22 protein-coding genes and 1 pseudogene are annotated in these 25,955 nt (G+C 70.6%); 7 read left to right on the forward strand and 16 right to left on the reverse strand.

Annotation, left to right across the window (positions count from 1 at the left end; translation table 11 throughout):
• Positions 1 to 20: 20 nt before the first annotated feature.
• From SACE_RS21750 to glyA, 8 genes are all read right to left on the reverse strand, one after another.
• On the reverse strand, positions 21 to 557 hold the full coding sequence (locus SACE_RS21750) for a putative immunity protein (protein ID WP_009950582.1): 537 nt from the start codon (positions 555 to 557) through the stop codon (positions 21 to 23).
• A 179-nt stretch (positions 558 to 736) separates the two neighbouring features.
• A complete protein-coding gene (locus SACE_RS21755) occupies positions 737 to 1,363 on the reverse strand; it encodes an MBL fold metallo-hydrolase (RefSeq protein WP_009950581.1) in 627 nt (208 codons plus the stop codon).
• Positions 1,363 to 2,445 (reverse strand): S-(hydroxymethyl)mycothiol dehydrogenase, encoded by a 1,083-nt coding sequence (locus SACE_RS21760; RefSeq protein WP_009950580.1) that lies wholly within the window; start codon positions 2,443 to 2,445, stop codon positions 1,363 to 1,365. Before SACE_RS21760 ends, SACE_RS21755 begins: the two co-directional genes overlap by 1 nt.
• A gap of 358 nt (positions 2,446 to 2,803) precedes the next feature.
• The gene (locus SACE_RS21765) at positions 2,804 to 3,403 is read right to left on the reverse strand and encodes a sarcosine oxidase subunit gamma (protein WP_009950578.1); all 600 of its coding nucleotides are present in this window, start codon (positions 3,401 to 3,403) and stop codon (positions 2,804 to 2,806) included.
• A complete protein-coding gene (locus SACE_RS21770; protein WP_009950576.1) occupies positions 3,396 to 6,239 on the reverse strand; it encodes a sarcosine oxidase subunit alpha family protein in 2,844 nt (947 codons plus the stop codon). The genes SACE_RS21765 and SACE_RS21770 overlap by 8 nt, the downstream gene beginning before the upstream one ends.
• Positions 6,236 to 6,511, reverse strand: coding sequence for a sarcosine oxidase subunit delta (locus SACE_RS21775; RefSeq protein ID WP_009950574.1), 276 nt, complete (start codon positions 6,509 to 6,511; stop codon positions 6,236 to 6,238). Before SACE_RS21775 ends, SACE_RS21770 begins: the two co-directional genes overlap by 4 nt.
• 10 nt (positions 6,512 to 6,521) lie before the next feature.
• Positions 6,522 to 7,754, reverse strand: coding sequence for a sarcosine oxidase subunit beta family protein (locus SACE_RS21780; RefSeq protein WP_009950572.1), 1,233 nt, complete (start codon positions 7,752 to 7,754; stop codon positions 6,522 to 6,524).
• On the reverse strand, positions 7,754 to 9,064 hold the full coding sequence (glyA, locus tag SACE_RS21785) for a serine hydroxymethyltransferase (protein WP_011874365.1): 1,311 nt from the start codon (positions 9,062 to 9,064) through the stop codon (positions 7,754 to 7,756). The genes SACE_RS21780 and glyA overlap by 1 nt, the downstream gene beginning before the upstream one ends.
• A 399-nt stretch (positions 9,065 to 9,463) precedes the next feature.
• On the opposite strand from glyA, the gene SACE_RS21790 reads away from it, so the two are divergent.
• The 4 genes from SACE_RS21790 (at position 9,464) to folP (ending at position 14,439) form a co-directional block, all read left to right on the forward strand.
• Positions 9,464 to 11,932 carry a GcvT family protein gene (locus SACE_RS21790; RefSeq protein ID WP_009950779.1) on the forward strand — a complete coding sequence of 823 codons (2,469 nt, stop codon included), beginning with the start codon at positions 9,464 to 9,466 and terminating at the stop codon, positions 11,930 to 11,932.
• 101 nt (positions 11,933 to 12,033) lie between these two features.
• Positions 12,034 to 12,654, forward strand: coding sequence for a cyclodeaminase/cyclohydrolase family protein (locus SACE_RS21795; RefSeq protein WP_009950778.1), 621 nt, complete (start codon positions 12,034 to 12,036; stop codon positions 12,652 to 12,654).
• On the forward strand, positions 12,651 to 13,532 hold the full coding sequence (locus SACE_RS21800) for a bifunctional 5,10-methylenetetrahydrofolate dehydrogenase/5,10-methenyltetrahydrofolate cyclohydrolase (protein WP_009950747.1): 882 nt from the start codon (positions 12,651 to 12,653) through the stop codon (positions 13,530 to 13,532). Before SACE_RS21795 ends, SACE_RS21800 begins: the two co-directional genes overlap by 4 nt.
• A gap of 7 nt (positions 13,533 to 13,539) precedes the next feature.
• On the forward strand, positions 13,540 to 14,439 hold the full coding sequence (gene folP / locus SACE_RS21805) for a dihydropteroate synthase (protein WP_009950746.1): 900 nt from the start codon (positions 13,540 to 13,542) through the stop codon (positions 14,437 to 14,439).
• Positions 14,440 to 14,450: 11 nt separating this feature from the next.
• Here the strand turns inward: folP and SACE_RS21810 are convergent, their stop codons facing one another.
• Entirely contained in the window at positions 14,451 to 15,125 is a 675-nt protein-coding gene (locus SACE_RS21810) for a GntR family transcriptional regulator (protein ID WP_031334562.1), read from the reverse strand.
• Positions 15,126 to 15,260: 135 nt separating this feature from the next.
• On the opposite strand from SACE_RS21810, the gene SACE_RS21815 reads away from it, so the two are divergent.
• Positions 15,261 to 16,634: an L-serine ammonia-lyase gene (locus tag SACE_RS21815; RefSeq protein ID WP_021341886.1), complete on the forward strand. Its 1,374-nt coding sequence runs from the start codon at positions 15,261 to 15,263 to the stop codon at positions 16,632 to 16,634.
• Positions 16,635 to 16,644: 10 nt separating this feature from the next.
• The gene (purU, locus tag SACE_RS21820; RefSeq protein WP_009950741.1) at positions 16,645 to 17,493 is read left to right on the forward strand and encodes a formyltetrahydrofolate deformylase; all 849 of its coding nucleotides are present in this window, start codon (positions 16,645 to 16,647) and stop codon (positions 17,491 to 17,493) included.
• A gap of 129 nt (positions 17,494 to 17,622) precedes the next feature.
• Here purU and SACE_RS40225 read toward each other — a convergent pair.
• Positions 17,623 to 18,006: pseudogene (locus SACE_RS40225) on the reverse strand (PDZ domain-containing protein); the annotation flags it as partial.
• Positions 18,007 to 18,217: 211 nt separating this feature from the next.
• Between SACE_RS40225 and SACE_RS21830 the strand changes: the two are divergent.
• Positions 18,218 to 18,766, forward strand: a complete 549-nt coding sequence (locus SACE_RS21830; protein ID WP_011874368.1) for a DM13 domain-containing protein — start codon at positions 18,218 to 18,220, stop codon at positions 18,764 to 18,766.
• A gap of 279 nt (positions 18,767 to 19,045) precedes the next feature.
• On the opposite strand, the gene SACE_RS21835 is transcribed toward SACE_RS21830, so the two are convergent.
• From SACE_RS21835 to SACE_RS21860, 6 genes are all read right to left on the reverse strand, one after another.
• Positions 19,046 to 19,504 (reverse strand): DUF2332 family protein, encoded by a 459-nt coding sequence (locus SACE_RS21835; RefSeq protein WP_173401319.1) that lies wholly within the window; start codon positions 19,502 to 19,504, stop codon positions 19,046 to 19,048.
• A complete protein-coding gene (locus SACE_RS21840; RefSeq protein WP_009950738.1) occupies positions 19,473 to 20,771 on the reverse strand; it encodes an RNA-guided endonuclease InsQ/TnpB family protein in 1,299 nt (432 codons plus the stop codon). The genes SACE_RS21835 and SACE_RS21840 overlap by 32 nt, the downstream gene beginning before the upstream one ends.
• Before the next feature lie 119 nt (positions 20,772 to 20,890).
• Positions 20,891 to 21,424, reverse strand: coding sequence for a DUF2332 family protein (locus tag SACE_RS21845; protein ID WP_009950737.1), 534 nt, complete (start codon positions 21,422 to 21,424; stop codon positions 20,891 to 20,893).
• A gap of 166 nt (positions 21,425 to 21,590) precedes the next feature.
• On the reverse strand, positions 21,591 to 22,427 hold the full coding sequence (gene fdhD, locus SACE_RS21850) for a formate dehydrogenase accessory sulfurtransferase FdhD (protein WP_009950735.1): 837 nt from the start codon (positions 22,425 to 22,427) through the stop codon (positions 21,591 to 21,593).
• A gap of 16 nt (positions 22,428 to 22,443) precedes the next feature.
• Positions 22,444 to 24,726 (reverse strand): FdhF/YdeP family oxidoreductase, encoded by a 2,283-nt coding sequence (locus tag SACE_RS21855; RefSeq protein ID WP_009950734.1) that lies wholly within the window; start codon positions 24,724 to 24,726, stop codon positions 22,444 to 22,446.
• 303 nt (positions 24,727 to 25,029) lie between these two features.
• Positions 25,030 to 25,932: a LysR family transcriptional regulator gene (locus SACE_RS21860; RefSeq protein ID WP_009950733.1), complete on the reverse strand. Its 903-nt coding sequence runs from the start codon at positions 25,930 to 25,932 to the stop codon at positions 25,030 to 25,032.
• Positions 25,933 to 25,955: the final 23 nt, after the last annotated feature.

Consider the following 25,955-nt stretch of genomic DNA (forward strand, 5'->3'; position numbering starts at 1 on the left):
CGGACGCAGAGAGAGCTGCACTACGGCGTCCGCAGTGAGCTGTCCAAGGCCTTCATCAGGTGCGCGACGCGGCTCTTTCCCGTGGGAGCGAGGGGATATCGACCGAGGACGTCGATCAGGACAGGCGTAGCGCGCTGACGCGCCTGCTGGACCAGCGCGTCTCCCACGGCGGGGTCACCGCCGGCGCGCAGCTCGGCTGCCCGCGCCGCGCATGCGGTCGCGCGCAGGATGTGGCCGACCTGGGTCGCCTTGGCAAGAGGGTGCAGGTACGCAGCGGAAGCCGCGTCGCCCGCGGCACGCGCGGCATGGCTCGCGGCTTCACCGGCGGCGGCTTTCGCCGCGCGGTGCGCATCCAGCGACGCGACGCGCTGCAGCTTGGTTCGCGGAGCGCCGTTGGCGAACGTCCACGCGGCCTCGACGGCGGCGCGGGGCCGCGGGTCTTCGGGATGAGCATCCTCGAAGATCGCGAGGACTTCTTGCGCGCTCTCGGCCGCGTAGCGGGCCACGGTGCGCAGCTCGTCCATGGTCAGCTCGAAATCGCCTGGTCCGATGGGCATGCGCGCCATTCTCGCCGGTGCGCCGATGCCCGTTCACCCGCCCGCGACTCTCACTTCGGGTTCGGCCGCGGCCGATCCGCACGACAGCGGCTGCTCCCCCGGCCGGATCAGCCGGAGGAGCAGCCGTCTTCAGTTGTGAAAATCCCGGTCAGGGCGTGGAGACACCCGCGAGGCAGGACTCAACCTCGCGCGACCCACTCCTCGAACTGGGACCGGACCGCGCCGATGGTGGTCGACTCGCCGTGCCCGGGCCGCACCTCCGTCTCCTCCGGCAGCGGCAGCAGCCGGTCGCGGATGGAGTCCACGATCACGTCGTAATTCGAATAGGACCGGCCGGTCGCTCCGGGGCCGCCCGCGAAGAGCGTGTCGCCGGTGAAGACCGTGGCGAGAGCCGGGACGTGCAGGCAGACCGCACCGGGCGCGTGGCCCGGGGTGTGCAGCACCCGCACCTCGATCCCGGCGACGTGGACGACCTGGCCGTCGGCCAGCTCGCCGTCGGGCTTGCTGTCCGGGTGCGTTAGGTCCCACAGCACCTGGTCCTCCGGGTGCAGCAACACCGGTGCGCCGACCTGCTCGGCCAGAGCCGGGGCCACGCGCACGTGGTCGTCGTGGGCGTGGGTGCACAGCACCGCCACCACGTCGCGTCCGCCCACGAGCTCGCGAATCGCGGCGGCGTCGTGCGGCGCGTCGATGACCACGCACTCCTGGTCGTCACCCACCACCCACACGTTGTTGTCCACGTCGTAGGTCCCGCCGTCCAGCGAGAAGGTGCCCGAGGTGACGGTGTGGTCGATGCGTGCGGCCATCAGAGCGTCACCACCGAACGCAGCACCTCGCCGCGGTGCATCTTCTCGAACGCCTGCTCCACCTGGTCCAGGGCGATCTCCTCGGTCACGAACTTCTCCAGCGGCAGACGTCCCTGCTGGTACATCTCGACCAGCATCGGGAAGTCCCTGCTGGGCAGGCAGTCGCCGTACCAGCTCGACCTGAGGGCGCCGCCCCGGGCGAACACGTCGATCAGCGGTAGCTCCAGCTGCATCTCCGGCGAGGGAACACCGACGAGCACGACCGTGCCCGCCAGGTCCCGGGCGTAGAAGGCCTGGGTGTAGGTCTTCGGGATGCCCACCGCGTCCACCACCAGGTCGGCGCCGTGGCCGCCGGTCAGCTCGCGAATGGCTTCCACCGTGTCGCTCTCGCTGGCGTTGACCGTGTGGGTCGCACCGAACTGGCGAGCCCAGTCCAGCTTCACCGGGTCGGTGTCGACGGCGATGATCTGGCGCGCTCCGGCCAGGTTCGCGCCGGCGACCGAGCCGGCGCCGACGCCGCCGCAGCCGATGACGGCCACCGAGTCACCGGGACCGGCCTGCCCGGTGTTGACCGCCGCGCCGATCCCGGCCATCACGCCGCAGCCCAGCAGGCCCGCCACCGCGGGCCGGGCGGACGGGTCCACCTTCGTGCACTGCCCGGAGTGGACGAGCGTCTTCTCCGCGAACGCACCGATGCCGAGCGCCGGCGACAGCGGGGTCCCGTCCTCCAGCGTCATGGGCTGAGCGGCGTTGTGGGTGTCGAAGCAGTACTGCGGCCTGCCGCGCCGGCACGCACGGCACAGGCCGCAGACCGCGCGCCAGTTCAGCACGACGAAGTCCCCGGGCTCGATGTCGTGCACGCCCTCTCCGACGGCGTCGACCACGCCCGCGGCCTCGTGGCCGAGCAGGAACGGGTAGTCGTCGCTGATCCCGCCCTCGCGGTAGTGCAGGTCGGTGTGGCAGACACCGCACGCCTGCACCCGCACCACCGCCTCACCCGGTCCGGGATCGGGGACGTTGATCGTCACCACCTCGACCGGCTTTCCCTTTCCGGCGGCGACGACCCCACGCACTTCGGTCATGAGGTACTCCTTTCGGTTTCGCTGTGGCACAGCTACGCGGCGGACGAGGGAGCGTCCGCCGCGTAGCTGTTGTCAGGTAGGTCGTGCTCGACGACCGTCAGGGCTCTTAGACAAGCGGCGGAGCCGCCTGCGGTACTTCCCGGAGCCCTCTTCAGAGCCCTGTCTTTGATCTTCGAAGTGGCGAAGCCGCTTGGCTCCCTCTCGCAACCGGCGCCGCCGCGGGTTCTCAGGCGTCCTCCGGCGAGGACAGCTTTTTCGCGGCGTATGGGTGATACGCGAGAAAAAGATTCCGGAGCCAGAGGACGCCTGAGGTTCCGCCACTCCACCGCAACGCAAGGTGTGTTCGAAGACAGGCATTTCAGGCAGCGCTGGGCCGCCCGTACTCGGAGGCCGCGTCGGCCAGCCAGTCCGCGAGGTAGCGGGCGAACGACGAGCGGACGAAGACCCAGAAGCCCGGGACCGCGTCGTGGCGGCGCACCAAGACCACCTCGGCTCGGGCCAGCATCGTCTGCGCGCACCGCCCCGTCTCGAAACTGCGGGGGTGCAGGTCGAGGGCGCAGCCCTTGTTCAGCAGCTCCTCGGCCTTCGACCCCGCCACGTCCACGATGGTGCGGTGGGCCGAGACGTCCACGATCGCCGCGTGCTCGGCGCCCACGGCGTCGGCCAGCGTGCTCTGGAGCGCCTCGGCGGTTCCCTCCTGGGCGACCAGGAGCCACTCGTCCGGCCCCATCCACAGCACCAGGACGTTCCCGGAGACCGCAACCTCGCCGGGCTGCTTGGGAAGCGTGGTGCCCAGCGCGGTGCCCACCCGTTCCGCCGCGGCCCCCTTGGGGTCGAGGCGAAGCGTGATCTGGGTCTTGAACGGCACCTCGCTGATCTCCAGGACGCCGGGTACCGAAGCCCGGGCCAGCAGCTCCGCCCGGGAGGCCAAGGGAGATGCGCCGTGGATCTCAGCCATCGCGGCGTGCTCCTTCCTTGTCGTAGAAGACGGGCTCGGTGATCGTGACCGCGGCGAGCCCGTCACCCGCGGTGGAGTAGATCGTCTCGCCGATGCGGTCGCGGCCGCCCTTGACCAGGGCGAGGGCGAATCCGCGCCGCAGCACGGCACTGCGGTAGCTGGAGGTGACGTGGCCGAGCATCGGCACCGGCGGTTGCGGCAGCTCGGAGTGCTCCACCAGTTGGGCTCCCTCCTCGAGCACCAGGTCCTCGTCGGCGGGCAGCAGCCCGACCAGGTGCTTGCGGTCCGTGCGCGAGGTGTCGGCACGGCTGAAGGAGCGCATGCCCAGGAAGTCGTCCTTCTTCTTCGACACCGCCCAGCTCATGCCGAGGTCGTGCGGGGTGACGGTTCCGTCGGTGTCCTGCCCGACGATCGGGAAACCCTTCTCCGCGCGCAGGACGTGCATCGTCTCGGTGCCGTAAGGCGTGATGCCGAACGGCGCGCCGGCGTCGATGAGCGCGTCCCAGACCTCGCGACCGTGCCACCAGGGCACGTTGATCTCGAAGGCGAGCTCGCCGGAGAAGCTGATCCGGCACACCCGCGCCCGCTGTCCTGCGACGCTCCCGTCCTGCCAGGCCATGAACGGGAAGTCGTCGTTGTCCAGGTCCATTTCGGACGCGACGCGGGCCAGCACCTCGCGGGAACGCGGCCCCACGAGGGCGATCGTGGCCCACTGCTCGGTGACCGAGGTGAGGTGCACCCGCAGATGCGGCCACTCGGTCTGCAGCCAGTCCTCCAGCCACTGCAGCACCCCGGCGGCACCGCCGGAGGTGGTGGAGATCAGGTAGCGGTTCTCGCCGGTGCGCATCACCGTGCCGTCGTCGAACACCATGCCGTCGGCGTGGCACATCAGGCCGTAGCGGATGCGGCCGACCTTGAGGGTGCTCATCTTGTTCGTGTAGACGAGGTCCAGGAACTCGGCGGCGTCCGGGCCCTGCACGTCGATCTTGCCCAGGGTCGAGACGTCCTGGATGCCCACGCCCTCCCGGACGGCCTGGCACTCGCGCAGGACGGCGGTCTCCATGTCCTCGCCGGGACGCGGGTAGTACCAGGGCCGCTTCCACTGCCCCACGTTCTCGAACGGGGCGCCCTGCTCGACGTGCCAGTCGTGCATGGCGGTGACCCGCACCGGGTCGTAGAGGTCGCCGCGGTCCCGGCCCGCCAGCGCCGCGAAGGTCACCGGCGCGTAGGGAGCGCGGAACGTGGTCGTGCCGACATCGGCGATGTCACGCCCGAGCGCCTCGGTGATGATGCCCGTCGACAGGATGCCCGAGGTCTTGCCCTGGTCGTGCGCGGTGCCGATCGTGGTGTAGCGCTTGACGTGCTCGACCGAGTGCAGGCCCGCCCCGACCGCCCTGCGGATGTCGGCGACGGTGGCATCGCGCGCCAGGTCCACGTACTGCGTGTGGCCCGCCGAGTCGGCGGGGCTGGGCACCAGCCACACGTTGCGGCCCGCCAGCACCGGCGGGTTCGCCGCCCGCGGAACCGGACCGGCCTCGGCGTCGAAACCGGCGGCGACCGCGGCGTCACGGCCCGCCTCGGCACCGGTGCGCAGGCAGTCGGCGGTGGCGAAGACGCCGGCCGCCGCACCGGCCGACCGCACCGATCGCGCGGAGCGGTCGGGCACGAAAGCACCGATCTGCTCGGCGAACCGCAGCGTGCCCCGGGACTGGCTGTGCAGGTGGACCGCGGGGTTCCAGCCGCCGGACACCAGCAGGACGTCGCAGTCGATCACCTGCCGCACGTTGGTCATGCGGTCGCCCGGGGTCTCCCAGCGCGCCACGTGCACGTGGGAGATCCGGCCGGTGCCGGACGTGCTGACCACGGCGGCTTCGGGGTGGATCGGGATGCCGCGCTCGATGCAGTGCGAGGCCCACCGGGTCGACACCACGTCGCGCACGTCGATGATCGCCGCGATCGCCACTCCGGCGTCGTGCAGGTCCACCGCCGCCGCGTAGGCGCTGTCGTTGGCGGTGAACACCACCGCGCGCCGTCCCGGCACGACTCCGTACCGGTGCAGGTAGGTCCTGGCGGAGCCGGCCAGCATCGTGCCCGGCCGGTCGTTGCCCGCGAAGACCAGCGGCCGCTCGTGCGAACCGGTCGCGAGCACGACCTCGCGGGCCCGGACGCGCCAGATCCGCTGCCTGCTGGGCGCGTCCTCCCCGCGGTTCTCCACCGCGACGAGGTAGTTGTCGTCGTAGTGCCCGAACACGGTGGTGCTCGGCAGTTGCCGCACCTCCGGGTAGGTGGCCAGCTCGGCGACCGCCCGCCGCACCCACTCGGTGGCGGGGGCGTCGTCGAGGCGCTCACCGATGCCCAGCAGGCTGCCGCCGAACTCCGCGTCGGCGTCGGCGACGATCACACGCGCACCGCTGCGCGCCGCGCTGAGCGCGGCGGACAGCCCCGCGGGCCCCGCACCGACGACGAGCACGTCGCAGTGGGCGTGCATGGTGTCGTAGCGGGCGGGATCCGCTTCCTCGGCCAGACGTCCCTGACCGGGCAGGCCGGTGGCTTCGAGGCCGTCGCGCAGCGGAACCGTCGTCGCGGTCAGCATCGGCTCCGGGAACGGCTTCTCGATCTGCACCAGCGCGTTGGGCTCCTCGACCCCGGCGGCCATGATCCCGCGCGGCCGGCCGTGCTTGATGCTGGTGCCGACCTGGTGGACGCCGTTGGCCAGCAGCGCCGAGGCGAGCGTGTCGCCCTCGTAGCCGACGTACTCGCGGCCGTCGAAGCGGAAGCTCAGCGGACGGTCGCGGTCGATCCGGCCGCCTTCGGCAAGCCTGAACTCGTTGCTCACCTCGTCACCGTCCTCGTGGTCGCCTCGTGCGCGGGGTGGATCTCGTTGGTCACGGTGTCGCGCTCGACGTTGAACCACCGGCGGCACCCGGCCGCGTGCACCCAACGCTCGGCGAAGACACCCTTGGGGTTGTCGCGGAAGAACAGGAACCGGCCCCAGTCCTCATCGGACACCGTCTGCGGGTTCTCCGGGTACCGGACGTCGGCCTGACCGCCGTAGTGGAACTCGCTCTCGTCACGCGGCCCGCACCACGGGCAAGGGATCAGCATCATCGGGAAACTCCTAGTGGGCCACGCCGGCCGCGCCGTGCTCGTCGATCAGGGCGCCGGTGGTGAAGCGGTCGAGGGAGAACGGGGCGTTGAGCGGATGCGGCTCGTCGTGGGCGATCGTGTGCGCGAAGCACCACCCGACTCCCGGCGTGGCCTTGAACCCGCCGGTGCCCCAGCCGCAGTTGACGTAGAGCCCCTCGAACGGCGTCAAGCCCATGATCGCCGAGGCGTCCGGGGTCACGTCGACGACGCCGCCCCAGGTGCGCAGGACGTGGGCGCGCGCGAACATCGGGAACAGCTCCACCGCGGCGGCCATCTGGCGCTCGATGGTGTGGAACGCACCCCGCTGCGAGTAGGAGTTGTAGGCATCGATGCCCGCGCCCAGGACGAGTTCGCCCTTGTGCGCCTGGGAGACGTAGACGTGCACCGCGTTGGACATCACGACCGTCGGGTGCACCGGCTCCAGCAGCTCGGAGACCAGCGCCTGCAACGGGTGGCTCTGGATCGGCAACCGCAGGCCGAGCGAGTCGGCCAGCACCGAGGTGTGGCCCGCGGCCGCCAGCGCGACCTTGCCCGCCCGGATGTCGCCGCGGGTGGTTTCGACGCCCACGATCCGGTCGCCGACCCGCTCGAACCCGGTGACCTCGCAGTTCTGCACCAGGTCCACGCCCATGCGGTCCAGCGCGCGGGCGAAGCCCCAGGCGACGTAGTCGTGCTTGGCGATACCCGCCCGCGGCTGCCACGTCGCACCCAGCACCGGGTAGCGGATGTCGTCGGAGACGTTGAGGATCGGGCAGATCTCCTTGACCTGCGCCGGGTCCAGGAACTCGGCGTCGATGCCGTTGAGCCGGTTGGCGTTGACCCGCCGGACGCTGTCGCGCACCTCCTGCAGCGAGTGCGCCAGGTTCATCACCCCGCGCTGGGAGAACAGCAGCGGGTAGTCGAGCTCGTCCTCCAGCCCTTCCCAGAGCTTCAGCGCGTGCTCGTAGAGCCCGGCGCTTTCGTCCCACAGGTAGTTCGAGCGGATGATCGTGGTGTTGCGGGCCATGTTGCCGCCCGCCAGCCAGCCCCGCTCCAGCACGGCCATGTTCGTGATGCCGTGGTTCTTCGCGAGGTAGTAGGCGGTGGCCAGACCATGTCCCCCACCGCCCACGATGACCACGTCGTAGGACGGCTTCGGGTCGGGGTTGCGCCAGAGCCAGTCCGGGTGGTCGGGCAGGTCGGCGCCGGGAGTGCGCGGCGTCATCAGAACCCTCCGTTCAGGTGCGGGTAGAGGGGCAGGTCGGTGGCCAGGGACTCGACCCGGGCTCGCAGCGCCTTGGACTTGGTGTCGTCGAAGTCGGGTTTGAGGGCTTCGGCGATGATGTCGGCGACTTCGGTGAACTCGGTCTTGCCGAAGCCGCGGGTGGCCAGTGCCGGGGTGCCGATGCGCAGGCCGGAGGTCACCATCGGCGGGCGGGGGTCGTTGGGCACCGCGTTGCGGTTGACCGTGATCCCGATCTCGTGCAGGCGGTCCTCGGCCTGCTTGCCGTCCAGTTCGGCCTCGCGCAGGTCCACCAGCACCAGGTGCACGTCGGTGCCGCCGGAGACCAGCCGGACCCCGGCCCGGGCCGCGTCGTCGGCCAGCAGCCGCTCGGCCAGGATCTTGGCGCCCTCCAGGGTGCGCCGCTGCCGGTCGCGGAACTCCTCACCCGCGGCGAGCTTGAACAGCACCGCCTTGCCCGCGATGACGTGCTCCAGCGGACCGCCCTGCTGGCCGGGGAACACCGCGGAGTTGAACTTCTTGGTGAACTCCTCGTCGGCCGACAGGATCACCCCGCCACGCGGGCCGCCGAGGGTCTTGTGCGTGGTGGTGGTGACCACGTGGGCGTGCGGCACCGGGTTCGGGTGCAGCCCGGCGGCCACCAGCCCGGCGAAGTGGGCCATGTCGACCATCAGGTACGCGCCGACCTCGTCGGCGATCTCGCGGAACCGCGCGAAGTCGAGCTGGCGCGGGTAGGCCGACCAGCCGGCGATGATCAGCCGCGGCCGGTGCTCACGGGCCAGGCGGGCCACCTCGTCCATGTCGACCCGGTGGTCGTCGTCGCCGACGTGGTAGGGCACCACGTTGTAGAGCTTGCCGGAGAAGTTGATCCGCATCCCGTGGGTCAGGTGCCCGCCGTGGGCCAGGTCCAGGCCCATGATCGTGTCACCGGGCTTGAGCAGCGCGAACATCGCCGCGGCGTTGGCCTGGGCCCCCGAGTGCGGCTGCACGTTGGCGAACGAGGCGCCGAAGAGCTCCTTGACCCGGTCGATGGCCAGCTGCTCGACGACGTCGACGTGCTCGCAACCGCCGTAGTAGCGCTTGCCCGGATACCCCTCGGCGTACTTGTTGGTCAGAACCGAACCCTGCGCCTGCAACACCGCCTGCGGCGCGAAGTTCTCCGAAGCGATCATCTCCAGGGTCGTCTGCTGACGGTTCAGCTCGGCCCCCACCGCCGCAGCCACCTCGGGGTCGACCGCCGACAGCGCACTGTTGAAGGTGCCCTGGACACCATCGTTGCTGGACAGACTCATGGGATTCCTTCCGCGGGCGGAGCCGGACGACGGCCGGGCCGCCCTGGAGAACAACAGACATCCGGCTGACATATCAGTTGTCGGCCACACTAGGGAGCACCTGTCGCCGGGTCAAGACCGGGCGGGCTGACGATCGCCGACGCACCCCCGAAGAGGGACCCGGCGCGCGGTCCGCGAAAGGCACCCGATCGGTTTGGGCCCGATGTGTTGACCTCGCCCGTTGCGCCTGCCTACTCTGATGTCCAGTTGATATATCAGATCGGCGTTATAGGTATACCTAGCCGGTCGAACGCCGTCGCAGGCCCTCGATCTCCAATCCACGTCGCCCGGATGCGGAAGGCACGTCCGCCGCGCCCGCGCGACGTGCGTCGTCGATGGCAACCAGTTAGGAGACCAGTCATGAGCACGACCCCTCGCGTGGTCATCATCGGTGCCGGGATCGTCGGGGCCAACCTGGCCGACGAGCTGACCGGACGCGGATGGGACCGCGTCACCGTCGTCGACCAGGGCCCGCTGCCGCTCACCGGAGGCTCGACCTCGCACGCGCCGGGGCTGGTCTACCAAACCGGTCCGTCGAAGACGATGACCGCGTTCGCGAACTACACCGTGGACAAGCTCAAGAGCCTCGACGTCGACGGTGCGTGGTGCTTCAACCAGGTCGGCGGGCTGGAAGTCGCCACCACCCCGGAGCGCCTGGCCGACCTGCACCGCAAGCAGGGCTGGGCCACGTCCTGGGGCATCCCCGGCGAGGTCGTCAGCCCCGAGGAGTGCGTCCGGCTGCACCCGCTGCTGGACCAGGACAAGGTCCTCGGCGGCTTCCACACCCCCACCGACGGGCTGGCCAAGGCCTCCCGCGCGGTGGTGGCGCTGGCCCGGCGCGCCGAGTCCCGCGGCGCCGAGTTCCGCGGCTCGACCAGGGTCCTGGGCATCGACCAGCACGGCGGGCGCGTCACCGGTGTCCAGACCGACCAGGGCGACATCCCGGCCGACATCGTCGTCTCCTGCGCCGGGTTCTGGGGCCAGGCCGTCGGTGACATGGTCGGCATGCGGGTGCCGCTGCTGCCGCTGGCGCACCAGTACGCGCGCACCGACCAGATCGCCGAGCTCGTCGGCCGCAACGACGACCACATCGAGGCGCGGCTGCCGATCCTGCGCCACCAGGACCAGGACCTGTACTACCGCGAGCACAACGACCGCCTCGGCATCGGCTCCTACGCGCACCGCCCGATGCCCGCTTCGCTGGGCGAGCTGCCCGAGCCGGAGGACGGCGCCACCGAAGCCGCCATGCCGTCGATGCTGCCGTTCACCGAGGAGGACTTCGCCCCGTCCTTGGAGCACAGCAGGCTGCTGCTGCCCGCGCTGCGGTCGGCCAAGGTCGAGACCGGGTTCAACGGGATCATGTCCTTCACCCCTGACGGCGGCCCGCTGGTCGGCGAGTCCCCCGACGTCGCGGGCTTCTGGATCGCCGAGGCCGTGTGGGTCACCCACTCCGCCGGCGTCGCCCGCTCCGTCGCGCAGCTGCTCGTCGACGGCCGCAGCGAGGTCGAGCTGCACGGATGCGACGTGCACCGGTTCGACGAGATCCAGACCTCCGAGGACTACGTCACCGAGACCGGCAAGCGGAACTTCGTCGAGGTCTACGACGTCATGCACCCGTTGCAGCCCAAGCTCTCGCCCCGCGACCTGCGGGTGAGCCCGTTCCACGCGCGGCAGAAGGAGCTCGGCGCGTTCTTCCTGGAGGCCCACGGCTGGGAACGGCCGCACTGGTACGAGGCCAACGCCTCCCTGGTCAAGGACCTGCCCACCGAGTGGGCGCCGCGGCCGCGCGACGCCTGGTCGGCGATGTACCACTCCCCCATCGCCGCGGCCGAGGCGTACAAGACCCGCAACGCCGTCGCCATGTACGACATGACCCCGCTGAAGCGGCTCGAGATCAGCGGCCCGGGGGCGCTCGCCCTCCTCGACCGGCTGACCACCGGGAAGATGGACAAGTCGGTCGGCTCGGTCACCTACACGCTGATGCTCGACGAGGCGGGCGGAGTCCGCAGCGACGTCACCGTCGCCCGGCTCGGCGAGCAGCTGTTCCAGGTCGGTGCCAACGGCAACCTCGACCTCGACCACTTCCGCCGCCAGGCGCCGACCGACCACAGCGTGCAGATCCGCGACATCACCGGTGGCACCTGCTGCATCGGCGTGTGGGGCCCGCTCGCCCGCGACCTGGTGCAGCCGCTGAGCCACGACGACTTCTCCCACGAGGGCCTGAAGTTCTTCCGCTGCAAGTCCGCGCACATCGCAGGCATCCCGGTCACCGCCATGCGGGTCTCCTACGTCGGTGAGCTCGGCTGGGAGATCTACACCAGCGCCGAGTACGGCCAGCGGCTGTGGGACGTGCTCTTCGAGGCCGGGCGGGAGCTCGGGGTGGTGGCCGCCGGCCGGGCGGCGTTCAACAGCCTGCGCCTGGAGAAGGGCTACCGCGCGTGGGGCACCGACATGACCACTGAGCACAACCCGTACGAAGCCGGGGTCGGGTTCGCGGTGCGCAGGCAGAAGGAGGAGTTCGTCGGCCGCGACGCGCTGGCCGGGATCGACGCCGAGTCGGTGTCCCGGCGCCTGTCGTGCCTGACCATCGACGACGGCCGCAGCGTCGTGCTCGGCTCCGAGCCGGTGTTCCTCGACGGGGAGCCCGCGGGCTACGTCACCTCCGCCGCCTTCGCGCACACGATCGGCACTCCGATCGCCTACGCCTGGCTCCCCGCCTCGGCGACCGTGGGCACCCAGGTCGAGATCCAGTACTTCGACCGCTTGGTCCGCGCCACCGTCGCCGCCGAACCGCTGGTCGACCCGGACATGCACCGCATCCGCCGCTGACGCCGACGGTTGCCGGCGAGAAAGCCCTGGCACCAAAGGACTTTGCGGAGAGCCGGCACCGCCACGCAAACCCCTTCTGCAACCACTCCTGAAGGAATTCCATGCGCTCAGACACCATCGACGGCTTCCTGTCCGGCCTAGCCGCCCGGATCCCGGCCCCGGGTGGCGGTGCCACCGCCGGCCTGCACGCGGCCCAGGGCGCGGCGCTGGTCGCGATGGTCGCCCGGTACAGCAACGGCCCGAAGTACGCCGAGCACGCCGCGACCATCGACCGCGTGCGCGAAAGCGCGGACGACCTGTGCGAACGCTCGCTGGAACTGGCCGAGCAGGACGTCGCGGCCTTCGGCGCGGTCGGCCAGGCCTACGGGCTGCCCAGGTCGACACCCGTGGAGAAGACCGCGCGCTCGCAGGCGATCGCCTCCGCGCTGGCCGAGGCCGGGCGGGTGCCCGCCCGCGTCCTGGCCGTCGCCGAGCGGATCATCGCCCTGGCCGAGGAGCTGCGTCCGGTCGGCAACCCGAACGTGATCAGCGACATCGCCGCGGCCGCGGACGCCGCCCGCGCCGCGGCGTCCACCGCCCGGGTCAACGTCGAGATCAACCTCTGCGCCTCCACCGAGCTGGAGAACCGGGCCGAGCTGGTCGAGGCGATCGCCTCGACCGACGAGATCCTCCTGCAAGCCGACAAGACCACCGCCGCAGTCCGGGAGCAGATCCTCAGATGACCACCATCCCCTCCTCGGCCACCTCGGCCACGAAGACCCTCGGCGGCACCGAGCTCGCCCGCGGCATCCGCGCCGAGGTCACCTCCGCGGCCGCCGAGCTCACCCTGCTCGGCGTCACCCCGCGCCTGGCCGTCGTGGTGGCGACCGACGACGAGTCCAGCGCCTGGTACGTCCGCTCGATCGCCAGGGCGGCGGCGAAGTCCGGACTCCTGTGCGACATCGTGGACCTCGGCGCGGACGCGACCACGCAGAGCATCCGCGCCGAACTGCAGAGGCTCAGCGCCGACCCGGCGGTGCACGGGATCATCCTGCAAACGCCGCTGCCCGCCGGCGCGAACTTCGAGGACCTGGCCGCCTCGATCGCCCCGGACAAGGACGTCGACGGCGCCAACCCCCTCTCGCTGGGCCGCCTCGCCGCCGGGCTGCCCGCCTACGCGCCCGCCACGGCCGCGGCGGTCCTGGCGCTGCTCGACCACCACGAGGTGCCGCTGGCCGGGCGCACCGGCGTGGTGGTCGGGCGCTCCAACGTCGTCGGCAAACCCGCGGCCCAACTGCTGCTGCAGCGCGATGCCACGGTCACGGTCTGCCACCGCTACACCCAGAACCTCGGCCACCACACCCGCACCGCCGACGTCCTGGTGGTGGCGGTCGGCCGCCCGGGGCTCATCACCGCCCAGCACGTCGCCGAGCACACCGTCGTCATCGACGTCGGCACGAACCCCACCGATGACGGCGGACTCGTCGGCGATGTCGACGAAACCTCCGTCAGCGGCCGGGTCGCCGGCCTGACGCCGGTGCCGGGCGGAGTCGGCCCCGTCACCACCGCGCTGCTGCTCCAGCACACGATCCAGAGCGCGTCGCGGTCCGAGCCTTCCTAGGGAACCCATGACGATCACCTCCGAACTCCTCACCGGCGAGCCGAATCCGCCACCCAGCGGCGGAGCCGCCGGGGGCGCGCCGCTGCTCCAGCGGCTGCGCGCCCCTCGGCCGCTGCTGTGCGGCATCGTCAACGTGACTCCGGATTCCTTCTCCGACGGAGGCTCCTACCTCGACCACAGCGCGGCGGTCGCCCACGGCCTTCGACTTGCCGAGGAAGGCGCCGACATCATCGACGTCGGCGGTGAGTCCACGCGCCCCGGCGCACGGCAACCCGGCGTCGCCGAGGAGCTGGAGCGGGTGGTTCCGGTCGTCGAGCGGCTCTCGCGGGCGACCTCGGTGCCGGTGTCCGTGGACACCTCGCGCCCGGAGGTGATGCGCGCGGCCGTGGCCGCCGGCGCCGGCCTGATCAACGACGTGCGGGCGCTGCGAGAGCCGGGGGCGCTGCCGGCCGCGGCGGAGCTGGGCGTACCGGTCTGCCTGATGCACATGCAGGGCTCACCCGGCGTCATGCAACGCGACCCGCGCTACGCCGACGTCCTCGGCGAGGTCGTGTCCTTCCTCCGCCGGCGCGTCGACGAGTGCTCCGCGGCCGGCATCCCGCCCGGACATCTCGTCGTCGATCCCGGATTCGGGTTCGGCAAGACGCTGGAGCACAACCTGGACCTGCTGGCGTCACTGCCTGCCTTGGGGCGGTTGGGTCTGCCCGTCATGGTCGGGCTGTCCCGCAAGAGCATGCTCGGCCAGATCACCGGCCGCACGGTGCGGCACCGCCAGGCGGCCTCGGTCACCGCGGCGGTGCTGGCGGCCCAGCGCGGGGCGAAGATCCTCAGGGTCCACGACGTCGCGGCGACCAGCGATGCGCTCAAGCTGCTCGGCGCGGTGGCCGCCGCGGAGGTGCCGCGATGAACCGGCGCGGCTCAGGTGGCCGACCGGATCGCCTTCTCGAAGCCCAGGACGTGCTCGCGCGCGAGCTTGCCCACCTTGGCCACGTCGCCGTCAGCGATCCCGCGCAGCAGCGCGACGTGCTCGCCCACGTGCTGGTCGAAGTGCGTCATCCGGTCCAGGAACAGGCAGAAGATCCGCGTGGCGAGGTTGTTGTAGCGGATCAGGGTGTCCTCGAGGTGCGGGTTGCCCGCGGCGCGGTAGATCCCGCGGTGCACGCGCAGGTCCCACCGCATCAGGTCGGTGCGGTCGATGGCCGTGACGTCGAGCGCCTCGATCTCGTCGGCGAGCTCGGCGAGCTTGCCCCTGATGCCGCGGTCGGCCGTCTGCGCGGCGCGGCGCGCCGCCAGCGGCTCCAGCTGCACCCGGATCTCGGAGATGTAGGCCAGGTCGGTGATGTCCACGCCGGTGGCGAAGGTGCCGCGACGCGGGTAGGAGACCACCAGCCGCTCGGCCTGCAACCGCTTGAGCGCCTCCCGCACCGGGGTGCGGCCGATGCCCAGCGACTCGCTCAGCGCGCCGTCGTCGATCGGCGCCATCGGCGGGATGTCCAGCATGATCAGCAGGTCCTGGATGGCGGCGTAGGCCCTGTCGGCCAGCGAGACCGGGGCCGGTTCGAGCTCCTGCGAGGTGGCGGTCACGGCTCCCATCTTAGGGCCTGACAACCGCGGAACCATCCCAAGGGCACAATATAGCTATACAACTTACATATTACTGATATATTAGTCGCGTATCTGCTGGTTCCCGCCGCGGTGACCACAGCCCAGACCCACCCGGGGACGCTTATGACCATCTCAGTGTTCGACCTGTTCAAGGTAGGAATCGGACCGTCGAGCTCGCACACCGTCGGCCCCATGCGGGCTGCCTACCTCTTCGTCACGCGACTCGAGGAGTCCGGCGCGCTCTCCCGGACCGCGTCCGTGCGCTGCGAGCTGTTCGGCTCCCTCGGCGCGACCGGGCACGGCCACGGCAGCGTCAAGGCCGTCGTCCTCGGACTGACGGGCGAGCAGCCCCACCTCGTGGACCCGGTCGCCGCCGACCCGGTGGTGCATGCGGTGCGCGAGGAGGGCTGGATCAGGCTCGGCGGTGCCCACAAGGTCGCCTTCTCGGTCGACGAGGACATCGTGATGCACCGCAACAAGCGCCTCGACTTCCACAGCAACGGCATGGTGTTCGAGGCCCACGACGCCGAGGGCGCCCTGATCGACCGGCGCGAGTACTACTCGGTCGGTGGCGGCTTCGTCCTCGACGAGGACGAGACCGGTGAACAGGTGCTCGTCGAGGACGCCACGCCGGTCCGCTACCCGTTCAGCACCGGCGAGCAACTGCTCGCCCACGCCCACGGGACCGGGCTGCGGATCAGCGACATCATGCTGGCCAACGAGCTCTCCTGGCGCGGTGAGGAGGAAACCCGCGCGGGGCTGCTGCGGATCTGGTCGGTCATGCAGGAGTGCGTCGAGCGCGGCACCCACACCACCGGCGTCCTGCCGGGCGGGCTCAAGGTCCGGCGGCGGGCCAACGAGCTGCGCGAGCGGCTGGAGGGCGAGTCCGATGAGGCCGACGCCCTGCACGCCATGGAGTGGGTCACGCTCTACGCGCTGGCCGTCAACGAGGAGAACGCGGCAGGCGGACGGGTGGTGACCGCCCCGACCAACGGCGCCGCCGGAATCGTTCCGGCGGTGCTGCACTACGGCAGGCGGTTCCTGCCGGCGTTCGACGACGACACCGCGGTGCGGTTCCTGCTCACCGCGGGCGCGATCGGGTTGCTGTTCAAGGAGAACGCCTCGATCTCCGGTGCCGAGGTCGGCTGCCAGGGCGAGGTCGGCTCGGCCTGCTCGATGGCGGCGGGCGGGCTCGCCGAGATCATCGGCGGCACCCCGGAGCAGGTGGAGAACGCCGCAGAGATCGGCATCGAGCACAACCTCGGACTGACCTGCGACCCCGTCGGCGGCCTGGTGCAGATCCCCTGCATCGAGCGCAACGCCGTCGCCTCGATCAAGGCCATCACCGCGGCCCGGATGGCCGTGCGCGGTGACGGCAGGCACCACGTCTCGCTGGACAAGGCCATCAAGACGATGCGCGAGACGGGCGCCGACATGAAGGACAAGTACAAGGAGACCGCCCGCGGAGGGCTGGCTCTCAACATCGTGGAATGCTGAGGAGAAACCCGTGACCCGTTCGTTCATCCTCACCCTGAGCTGCCCGAACCGCACCGGCATCGTGCGCGCGGTCAGCGCCTACCTCTTCGAGCACGGCTGCGACATCGGCGAGTACCAGCAGTTCGACGACTCGGTGCGCGACCGGCTCTTCCTGCGCACGCAGGTCAACGCCGGACGCGAGATCGACCTCGACGCGATGGCGCGCGGTTTCGAACCGATCGCCGCGGACTTCGAGATGACCTTCACCTTCTCCGACACCCGCAACGCGCGGATGCTGGTGATGGTCTCCAAGCTCGGGCACTGCCTCAACGACCTGATCTTCCGCTGGCGCGCGGGCAGCCTCGGCGCCGACATCGTGGCCGTGGTGTCCAACCACGAGGACCTCCGGCCGATGGCCGAGGGCGCCGGCCTGCCGTTCATCCACGTCCCTGTCACCCCGGAGACCAAACCCGAGGCCGAGGCCAGGTTGCTGCAACTGGTCGACGAGTACGACGCGGAGCTGGTGGTACTCGCCCGCTACATGCAGGTGCTGTCCGACCAGGCCTGCAAGGCCCTGCACGGCCGGGCGATCAACATCCACCACTCGTTCCTGCCCGGCTTCAAGGGCGCCAAGCCCTACCACCAGGCCTACGACCGCGGGGTCAAGCTCGTCGGCGCCACCGCGCACTACGTCACCCCGGACCTCGACGAAGGCCCGATCATCGAGCAGGAGGTGATCCGGATCGACCACACCTACCACCCCACGGCGTTGCAGACGGTCGGCCGCGACGCCGAGGCCCTCGCCCTGTCCCGCGCGGTGCGCTGGCACTGCGAGCGCCGCGTGCTGCTCAACGGCCACAGCACCGTGGTCTTCCACTGACACAGCCACACGTGCCCTCTTCCTCCCTGGGAAGGGGGCACGTCGGCTCGAACGGGGCGGGACCGGGCTCCGGCCGAGACCCGCCCATCGGAGTCGCCGGGGGCAGGCGGGCCGGTCGAGACGCACGTTGACGGTGAAGGCCCTGCCGTCGCGGTTGACCGTGGTCGCGACCGGGTTGCCCGGTCGGACGCCCTCGATCGCCCTGGTCAGGTCCTCCTTGTAGTAGACCGGCTTGCCGTTGGCCTTGACGATCACGTCACCCGCATTCAGCCCGGACTCGGCGGTGTTGCTGCCCGGCTTGACCGACGCCACCTTCAAGCCCTGACCGAAGGTGTTGTGGAACGTCGCCGCATACACGCCCTGGTGGATCTGCGGCACCATCCGCTGCACCGGCGCCTCGGCCGCCTGCGGCGCCACAGCGGGAGCTGCGGCAGCGGTGGCGGCGAAGGCGGCCGGGACGAGGACGACCGCGGCCAGCACGGCAGTGCGCGAACGCCAGGTGGCGTGACTCATCGGAGTTCCTTTCGGTTGGTGGTGGTGCTGTGTCAGCCGCCCGGGTGCTTCCGTGCGGCTGTGTGCCGCCCGCTCCACCCTCACCGGCGAGCACCTCGCGCACTACGTCGGCACCTGACCTAACCGGCGTGGGCCCGGGGGCGGCCCCGGGCCCACGCCGTAAGCAGTCCGTAATGCCCGAACCACCCCGTTCCGGGTTAGCGTCGACGGCATGGCACGGCGATCGGTCTTCCTTGTGGTGACGGTGGTTCTGGTGGTACTGCTGGGAATCGGGGCGTGGGCGTTTCAGCCGTGGCGCCTGTGGACGCAGCGGACCGTCGACGAGGCACTGCCGCCACGGCCCGCCCCGACCGCGCCCGCGAACCCCAGCAGCACGGGCACACCGCCCCCACCTTCCCCAGCCGAGCCGGCCGGGCCGGTCGAACTCGCAACGGGGGCCTTCGTCACCCAGGAGCACAAGACCACCGGCACCGCCAGAGTGCTCTCGCTCCCGGACGGCACCCGGCTGCTGCGGCTGGAGAACCTGGCCACTTCGGACGGACCGGACCTTCACGTGTGGTTGACCGACCAGACCGCCGGCGGCACGTGGGGCAAGTACGACGACGGACGCCACGTCACACTCGGTCCTCTCAAGGGCACCCACGGCAACCAGAACTACCCCCTGCCGCCCGACGCCGACCTGCACGGCCTGACCAGCGTGGTGGTCTGGTGCGACCGGTTCAACGTCGCCTTCGGCTCCGCTCCGCTGGCTCTGGGCTGAGCCCGGCTGCGAGGTCGCCTGGGATGCCCGGCCCGGAACGGAGATCAACCGCCGATTCCCAGAACGCGGGCGAGGCGGTGCCCTGCTCCACTCCTGCGTCGCGTCCCCGGTCTCCGCAAGCCGAAGATCCAGTTCCACGGCCTCGCGCCGCTTGTTGTCGACCTGGCGTTTTTCCTGCTCATCGCGAGGGATCCTGCGCAGCCGCGAGATCCACTCGTCGATCCCGCGACCTCCCGGCGCCAACCTGCCGCAGGGCATCGAAAGACGGCGTCGCGCGAGTCACGAACGCTGCTCCGACCAGGAGTCCACCAGCCACGCCAGCAAGCGGCCCCGCGACCAGCAGCGGCCGATGGCCTGGGCGCGCGGAGCCGACCGGTCGAACACCGCCAGACCGATGATGCTGTGGCCGGAGGCTCGGCGATCGCCGAGTGTCGGGATCGTCGGCGCGACTCCCACCCCCTCCACGGACACCCACGCCACCGCCCGGCCGGCCGCCGCTTCCCTGAGCCGGTGCAGGAAGCGCAGGCGGTCCTCGAGTGGGAAGGGCGACAGCGCCCACGTCGTGGTCACGACAGGCAGGGCGCCCTCGGGCACACGGACGCAGGCGCGCAACCATCGAGCGTCATCCGCGTCGGTCACGTCGACCGGATCGAGGTCGATGCCGACCCGGGCGACGACCTCGGGCACCGCCCGGGTCGGGACGGGCCTATCTCCCACAACCGAGGACGACAACTGCACCGGAGACGACGCGTCGCCCAGCGATTGTCCGTTGCTTTGACGTCCTCTCCTGCCTGGAGGGGAGATTCCTACTGCGCTTGTGCGGCGCTTCGGGGGTTCCTGCTTCAGCGGCAACCGCCCCGGTGCGGGGTCTTACGTCGCCTCCACAGGCGTTTAGCCTCTCCGCCCGTCCGGCGGCGAGGATGTTTCGAGCTGCGTTCTGGTCGCGGTCATGGTGTGTGCCGCAGGAGCACGACCAGGTGCGCACGCTCAGCGGCTTGGGGCCGTCGATGCGACCGCAAGCGAAGCACGTCTGGCTGGTCGGCAACCACCGGTCGATGACCACCAGATCCCGGCCGTACCGTGCGGCCTTCTCTTCGAGCAACCTGCGGAAGGTGCCCCAGGAGGCGTCGTGCACGCTCTTGGCGAGGCGGGTGCGGGCGAGACCGGACACCGCAAGATCCTCCACATACACCGCTTGGTTTTCGCGGATCAACGTGGTGGTCGTCTTGTGGAGCCAGTCAAGCCGCGTATCCCGAACCTTGGCGTGCTGACGCGCCAGTTTCTTCCGAGCCTTGTTGCGGTTGTTGCTGCCCTTCTGCTTCCTGCTCACGGCACGCTGAAGGCGCTTCAGCTTGCGCTCCGCGCGCCGCAGAAACCGAGGGTTGTCGATGATCCGGCCCTGGTCGTCTACCGCGAACGCCGACAGGCCGAGGTCGATACCGGTCTCAGCGTCGACCGGTTCGAGGGTTTCGTCCCCGACCTCAACGACGAACGACGCGAAGAAGCGTTCGTCGGCGGTCTTGATGACCGTGCACGATGACGGCACCGAAGGCAGGTCACGCGACCACGCCACCTTGATGTCGCCGATCTTCGCGAGCGTCAACTTGCCGTCGGTCACGGCACTGAACGCGCCGCGAGTGAACCGGATGGCCTGGCGGGCGTCTTTGCGGGACTTGAACCGAGGTGCGCCCATCCTCCGGCCCCCACGCCTGCCCTTGAGCGAGTCGAAGAAGTTCTTGTACGCCTGGTCGCAGTCGCGGATGGCCTGCTGAAGCATCTGCGCAGCTGCGTCTGTGAGCCAGGCTCGTTCGTTGGTTTTCTTCGCGTCGGTGATCAACCGCTTCTGCAGCACGGTCCCGCTGGGGTACTTGTCGCCGTTGGCATGCGCAGCGCGGCGAGCGGCAACGGTGTCGTTATAGACGACGCGTGCGCACCCGAACGCGCGGGCGAGTGCCTGCTTCTGCCCCGGCGTGGGGTACAAGCGGTACCGGTACCGCAGTTGCATGGTTGACCACCTCCAAATCCGCATCAACGTATCGAGCGGGTCTGACGCTCAAAGAGAACCGGCCCGCCGCCGACGGCCGGGCCTCACCACCGCCCTGAAGGACGGAGCACTGCCCGGCCTTACCGGTGAGTGATGCCGACGCGATCGACATTGAGGTTGAGCCCAGCCGAACAGCCCACGTCGATCAGCCCGACCGCGTTCGCGCCCACCCGGCGCGCCGCCTCGGCGATGGCCGGATACAGCACGGCGCAGCGTCCGGTCTCGTTCCCCCGCGGCTGCCGGCGCACGGCGATGGCCACGACCGAGTCGGTCATTCGCCGAAGCGTGTCGATCGCCGCGGCAGCGGCGGCGTCGCCGTCCGCAGCGGCATAGGCCGCGGCAAGCACCGGGGCGCGTCCGGCGAGGGCGAGGTCGTGCAACGCGGCGAGGATCAGCGTCGGGTGCCGCTTGCGCGCCGGCACCGCCTCGATGGCGCGCAGCGCCTCGCCGGACTCGCTCAGGGCGACGGCGACGCGCTCGTACAGCGGCGATGTTCCGGCGGCGTCGACCTCGTCGAAGCGCCGGTACCTCTCAGCAAGTGTGCGAGCCCTACGCCTGGCGGCCGTTTCCCGCTCGCGCGACGGGGTTGCGGAGTCTCGAACGTCCTGGCCCATGCGACTGAATCGTATCGTTGAAAGAACCGTTGAGACTTCGATCGCCGTCACCACGCGGCAACACCGCGAAGTCCCAAACCACTGGAAACCTTGCGACCATCCGGCCTCGCCCGCGAGCAGGCCATCTCACCGCAGCGCTACGCGCTTACCGGACCACCGGTCTTTTTCACACGGGCTGGCGTTCGACGAGGCGCTCGGCTCCGGTGTAGACGTTCATCGAGCGGCCGCGCAGGAACCCCACCAGCGTCAGGCCGCTCTCCTCGGCGAGCTCCGCGGCCAGCGACGAGGGCGCGGAAACGGCCGCCAGCACCGGAATTCCGGCCATGACGGCCTTCTGCACCAGCTCGAACGAGGCCCGACCGCTCACCAGCAGCACCGACTCCCGCAGCGGCAAAAGGCCCGACCGCAGGGCGTGACCGACGACCTTGTCCACCGCGTTGTGCCGCCCCACGTCCTCCCGCAGGCACAGCAGCTCGCCTGCGGTCGAGAACAGTCCGGCGGCGTGGAGCCCTCCGGTGGTGTCGAAGACCCGCTGCGCCTCGCGCAGCCGGCCGGGAAGGGACTCCAGCACCTCCTGCCCGACGCGGGCCGGGTCCTCGGCCACGGTCCAGGCCGCGGTGGTGCGCACCGCGTCCAGACTCGCCTTCCCGCAGAGACCGCAGGAGGAGGTCGTGTAGAAGTTGCGCTCCAGCGAGGCGTCCGGGGCCGCCACGCCCGGAGCCAATGCGACGTCGACGACGTTGTAGGTGTTGCCGCCATCGGCTGTGGCACCCGCGCAGTACCGGATGCTGCGCACGTCGCCGGCGGAGCGCACCACGCCCTCGCTCACCAGGAACCCGACCGCGAGGTCGAAGTCCGAGCCGGGCGTCCGCATCGTCACGGTGAGCGGACGCCCGCCGACGCGGATCTCCATCGGCTCCTCGGCCGCCAGCGTGTCGGGCCGATGCGATCGCACCGACTCGCGGATGCGCAGCACCCGCCTGCGCACGGTCGCCCGGCCCATGTCGCCCTCCTCGTTGTCAGCCGACAGGCTCCAGCCGGACCACGACGCCCTTGGACGTCGGGGTGTTGCTGATGTCGGCCACGCTGTCCAGCGGGACCAGGACGTTGGTTTCCGGGTAGTAGGCGGCGGCCGAGCCCGGCGTGGTCGGATAGGACACGACCCGGAAACCGGGCGCGCGGCGCTCCTCTCCCCCGCGCCACACGCTCACCAGGTCGACCTCGCTGCGGTCGGCGATCCCGAGGGCGTCCAGGTCCACCTGGTTGACCAGCACCACCCGGCGGGCGTTGTGGATGCCCCGGTACCGGTCGTTCATCGCGTACGGGATGGTGTTCCACTGGTCGTGCGAGCGCAGGGTCTGGAGCACGAGGTGCCCCGCGGGGACGTTCAGGTTCACGAACTCGTTGCGGGTGAAGTTCGCCTTGCCGGTCGCGGTGCGGAACTGCCCGTGGTTGGCCGGGTTCGGAAGCCGGAACCCGCCCGGTTGGGCCACGCGGGCGTTGAAGTCCTCGAATCCCGGCACCACGCGGGAGATCCGGTCGCGGATCGTGCCGTAGTCGGCCTCGAACTCCTCCCACGGGATCGCCACGTCCTCGCCGAGGGTGCGGCGGGCCAGCCTGCACACGATCGCCACCTCGCTGAGCAGCGCCTCCGAGGCCGGCTCCAGCCGGCCGCGCGAGGCGTGCACCTCGCTCATCGAGTCCTCGACCGTCACGAACTGCTCACCGCCGGCCTGGACGTCGCGGTCGCTGCGGCCCAGCGTCGGCAGGATCAGCGCGGTCTCCCCGCACACCGCGTGCGAACGGTTGAGCTTGGTCGAGATGTGCGCGGTGAGCCGGCAGTTGCGCATGGCCTGCTCGGTGCGGTCGCTGTCGGGGCTGGCGCGCACGAAGTTGCCCGCGACGCCGAGGAAGAACTTCGCGCGGCCGTCGAGCATCGCCCGGATCGAGTCCACCGAGTCCCAGCCGTGCTCGGTGGGCGGGGTGAAGCCGAACTCGCGTTCCAAGGCGTCCAGGAACGCCTGCGGCATCCGCTCCCAGATGCCCATCGTGCGGTCGCCCTGCACGTTGCTGTGGCCGCGCACCGGGCAGGCGCCCGCGCCGGGCTTGCCGATGTTCCCGCGCAGCAGCAGGAAGTTGACGACCTCGCGGATCGTGGGGACGCCGTGCTTGTGCTGGGTCAGGCCCATGGCCCAGCAGACGATGATCCGCTCGCTGCGCAGGACGCGGTCGCGGACCTCCTCGATCTCCTCGCGGCGGAGTCCGGTGGCGGCCAGGACGTGCTCCCAGCCGACGGTGCGGACGTGTTCGGCGAACTCCTCGAACCCGCTGGTGTGCTCGTCGATGAACGCGCGGTCGAGCACGGTGCCCGGCGCGGCGTCCTCGGCCTCCAGCAGCATCGAGTTCAGCGCCTGGAACAGCGCGAGGTCGCCGCCCGGGCGGATCTGCAGGAACTGGTCGGCGATGGCGGTGCCGCGGCCGAGCACGCCGCGGAGCTTCTGCGGGTGCTTGAACCGCATCAGCCCGGCTTCGGGCAGCGGGTTCACCGCGACGACCTGGCCGCCGTTGCGCTTGGTCTCCTCCAGCGCGGACAGCATCCGCGGGTGGTTGGTTCCCGGGTTCTGGCCCACCACGAAGACCAGGTCGGCCCGGTGCAGGTCGTCGAGGCTGACGGTGCCCTTGCCGACGCCCAGCGTCTCGCTCATCGCCGAGCCGCTGGACTCGTGGCACATGTTGCTGCAGTCGGGCAGGTTGTTGGTGCCGAAGGCGCGGGCGAAAAGCTGGAGCAGGAACGCGGCCTCGTTGTTGAGCCGCCCCGAGGTGTAGAACAGGGCCTCGTCGGGCGAGTCGAGCCCGCGCAGCTCCTCGGCGAGCAGGCCGAACGCCTCGTCCCAGCCGATCGGCTCGTAGTGCTGCGAGCCGGGGCGCTTGACCATCGGTTCGGTCAGCCTGCCCTGCTGGTTGAGCCAGTAGTCGGACTTGGCCGCCAGCTCGGAAACGCTGTGCCGGGCGAAGAAGTCGGCGTTGACCCGGCGCGTGGTCGCCTCGTCGTTGATGTGCTTGGCGCCGTTCTCGCAGTACTCGTTGAGGGCGCGCTCCCGCGGGCCCCCTTCCGGCCAGGCGCAGCCGGGGCAGTCGATCCCCTTGGCCTGGTTCACGTTGAGCAGGGTCAGGGCGGTCCGGCGGACCGAGGTCTGGCTCAGCGAGTACTGCAGGGCGTGGGCCACCGCGGGGACGCCGGTCGCCCAGGTCTTGGGCGGTGTCACCGACAGGTCGTCAGTCGGGTCTTCGATGGAGCTCATCCTCGCCTCTGTTCCTCCACTGGGTACTTCCCGCGCGAGCCGTTCCGGACGCCCAGGGAAAGGCGTCCGGAACGGCCTGGCGACCGCCTGCGCACGGGACTCACCCGTCGAAGGCAGGACGTGCGGTCATCGGACGATCGGAATCGGACGCGATGCCCGCCGAGGTGCCCGAGCCCTCCACCGCTTCCTGCTCGACCGCGCGCTCCGAATTCCGCGCCAGACAGTTATCGGCGACCTCCGCGGAATTGTCAAAGAGACGTTCCCGATCTCTTGATAGCCGCCGTCTATCCCGGATTCGTGGAGTCACTCCAGCGACCCGGCGAGGTCGATCGACCGCGCCACGTCGACGAACGCGCGCCCGACCACCGAGCCGGGCTCGCGGGAGGACAGCACCAGTGCGACGCGTGCGGCGTCGTCAGTCTCCTCGAGAGCGACAGCGCGCACCCCCGCCATGTCGTCGAGCGCGCGGGCGAAGGGGGCGGGAACGACGGTGGACCAGAGCCCGGTGGCGACGTGGGAGCACAACGAAGAGATCGAATCGGTTTCCAGCTGCGGAGAAGGCGCGACGCCCGCCTTGCCGAACAGGGCGTCCAGCCTGCGCCGCCCCTGCATCGACGGGGTCAGCAGGCACAGCGGCACGCGGGCGGCCTCGGCCCAGGTCACCGACTCACGCCGGCCGAACTCGCCGTCCGACGGCGTCAGGAACACGTAGCGCTCCCGGTACAGCGGAACCGAGGTCAGCCCGCTCACCTCGGCGCCGTGGTCGTAGGTCAGCGCGACGTCGATCTCGAAGGTGCGCAGCCGGCGGGAGATCTCGTCGGTGGAGACGTCCGCCAGGACGTGCACCTGCGCGAGCGGGTGCTTCGCGCAGAACGCGGAGGTGAGCAGGGGCACCGCGGGCGCGGCTGTCGGGATGACTCCCAGGGTGAGCCGTCCGTTCAGACCGGTGCGCAGGGCACCGACCTCCTGCCGCATCGACTCGCGGTCGGCCAGGATGCGCTCCGCCCACCGGACGATGCGCTCCCCTTCCTGCGTCAGGCCCTGGAAGCGCCTTTCGCGGCGGATCAGCGCGACGCCGAGCTCGTCCTCCAGCTTGCGGACGGCCGCCGACAGCGTCGGCTGCGAGACGTGGCACGCCTGGGCCGCGCGGGCGAAGTGCTGCTCTCTCGACAACGCGACGAGGTACTCGAGCTGCCGAAATAGCATTGCTCCACCTTACGGCCCAGTAC

It is taken from the genome of Saccharopolyspora erythraea NRRL 2338, from assembly GCF_000062885.1.
Classification (GTDB): Bacteria; Actinomycetota; Actinomycetes; order Mycobacteriales; family Pseudonocardiaceae; genus Saccharopolyspora_D; species Saccharopolyspora_D erythraea.

Excerpts from the sequence above, each read along its gene's own strand:
- SACE_RS21750 (WP_009950582.1), bottom strand. The coding sequence starts at position 557 with ATGCCCATCGGACCAGGCGATTTCGAGCTGACCATGGACGAGCTGCGC.
- SACE_RS21755 (WP_009950581.1), bottom strand. The coding sequence starts at position 1,363 with ATGGCCGCACGCATCGACCACACCGTCACCTCGGGCACCTTCTCGCTG.
- SACE_RS21760 (WP_009950580.1), bottom strand. The coding sequence starts at position 2,445 with ATGACCGAAGTGCGTGGGGTCGTCGCCGCCGGAAAGGGAAAGCCGGTC.
- SACE_RS21765 (WP_009950578.1), bottom strand. The coding sequence starts at position 3,403 with ATGGCTGAGATCCACGGCGCATCTCCCTTGGCCTCCCGGGCGGAGCTG.
- SACE_RS21775 (WP_009950574.1), bottom strand. The coding sequence starts at position 6,511 with ATGATGCTGATCCCTTGCCCGTGGTGCGGGCCGCGTGACGAGAGCGAG.
- SACE_RS21780 (WP_009950572.1), bottom strand. The coding sequence starts at position 7,754 with ATGACGCCGCGCACTCCCGGCGCCGACCTGCCCGACCACCCGGACTGG.
- glyA (WP_011874365.1), bottom strand. The coding sequence starts at position 9,064 with ATGAGTCTGTCCAGCAACGATGGTGTCCAGGGCACCTTCAACAGTGCG.
- SACE_RS21790 (WP_009950779.1), top strand. The coding sequence starts at position 9,464 with ATGAGCACGACCCCTCGCGTGGTCATCATCGGTGCCGGGATCGTCGGG.
- SACE_RS21795 (WP_009950778.1), top strand. The coding sequence starts at position 12,034 with ATGCGCTCAGACACCATCGACGGCTTCCTGTCCGGCCTAGCCGCCCGG.
- SACE_RS21800 (WP_009950747.1), top strand. The coding sequence starts at position 12,651 with ATGACCACCATCCCCTCCTCGGCCACCTCGGCCACGAAGACCCTCGGC.
- folP (WP_009950746.1), top strand. The coding sequence starts at position 13,540 with ATGACGATCACCTCCGAACTCCTCACCGGCGAGCCGAATCCGCCACCC.
- SACE_RS21810 (WP_031334562.1), bottom strand. The coding sequence starts at position 15,125 with ATGGGAGCCGTGACCGCCACCTCGCAGGAGCTCGAACCGGCCCCGGTC.
- SACE_RS21815 (WP_021341886.1), top strand. The coding sequence starts at position 15,261 with ATGACCATCTCAGTGTTCGACCTGTTCAAGGTAGGAATCGGACCGTCG.
- SACE_RS21830 (WP_011874368.1), top strand. The coding sequence starts at position 18,218 with ATGGCACGGCGATCGGTCTTCCTTGTGGTGACGGTGGTTCTGGTGGTA.
- SACE_RS21840 (WP_009950738.1), bottom strand. The coding sequence starts at position 20,771 with ATGCAACTGCGGTACCGGTACCGCTTGTACCCCACGCCGGGGCAGAAG.
- SACE_RS21845 (WP_009950737.1), bottom strand. The coding sequence starts at position 21,424 with ATGGGCCAGGACGTTCGAGACTCCGCAACCCCGTCGCGCGAGCGGGAA.
- fdhD (WP_009950735.1), bottom strand. The coding sequence starts at position 22,427 with ATGGGCCGGGCGACCGTGCGCAGGCGGGTGCTGCGCATCCGCGAGTCG.
- SACE_RS21855 (WP_009950734.1), bottom strand. The coding sequence starts at position 24,726 with ATGAGCTCCATCGAAGACCCGACTGACGACCTGTCGGTGACACCGCCC.
- SACE_RS21860 (WP_009950733.1), bottom strand. The coding sequence starts at position 25,932 with ATGCTATTTCGGCAGCTCGAGTACCTCGTCGCGTTGTCGAGAGAGCAG.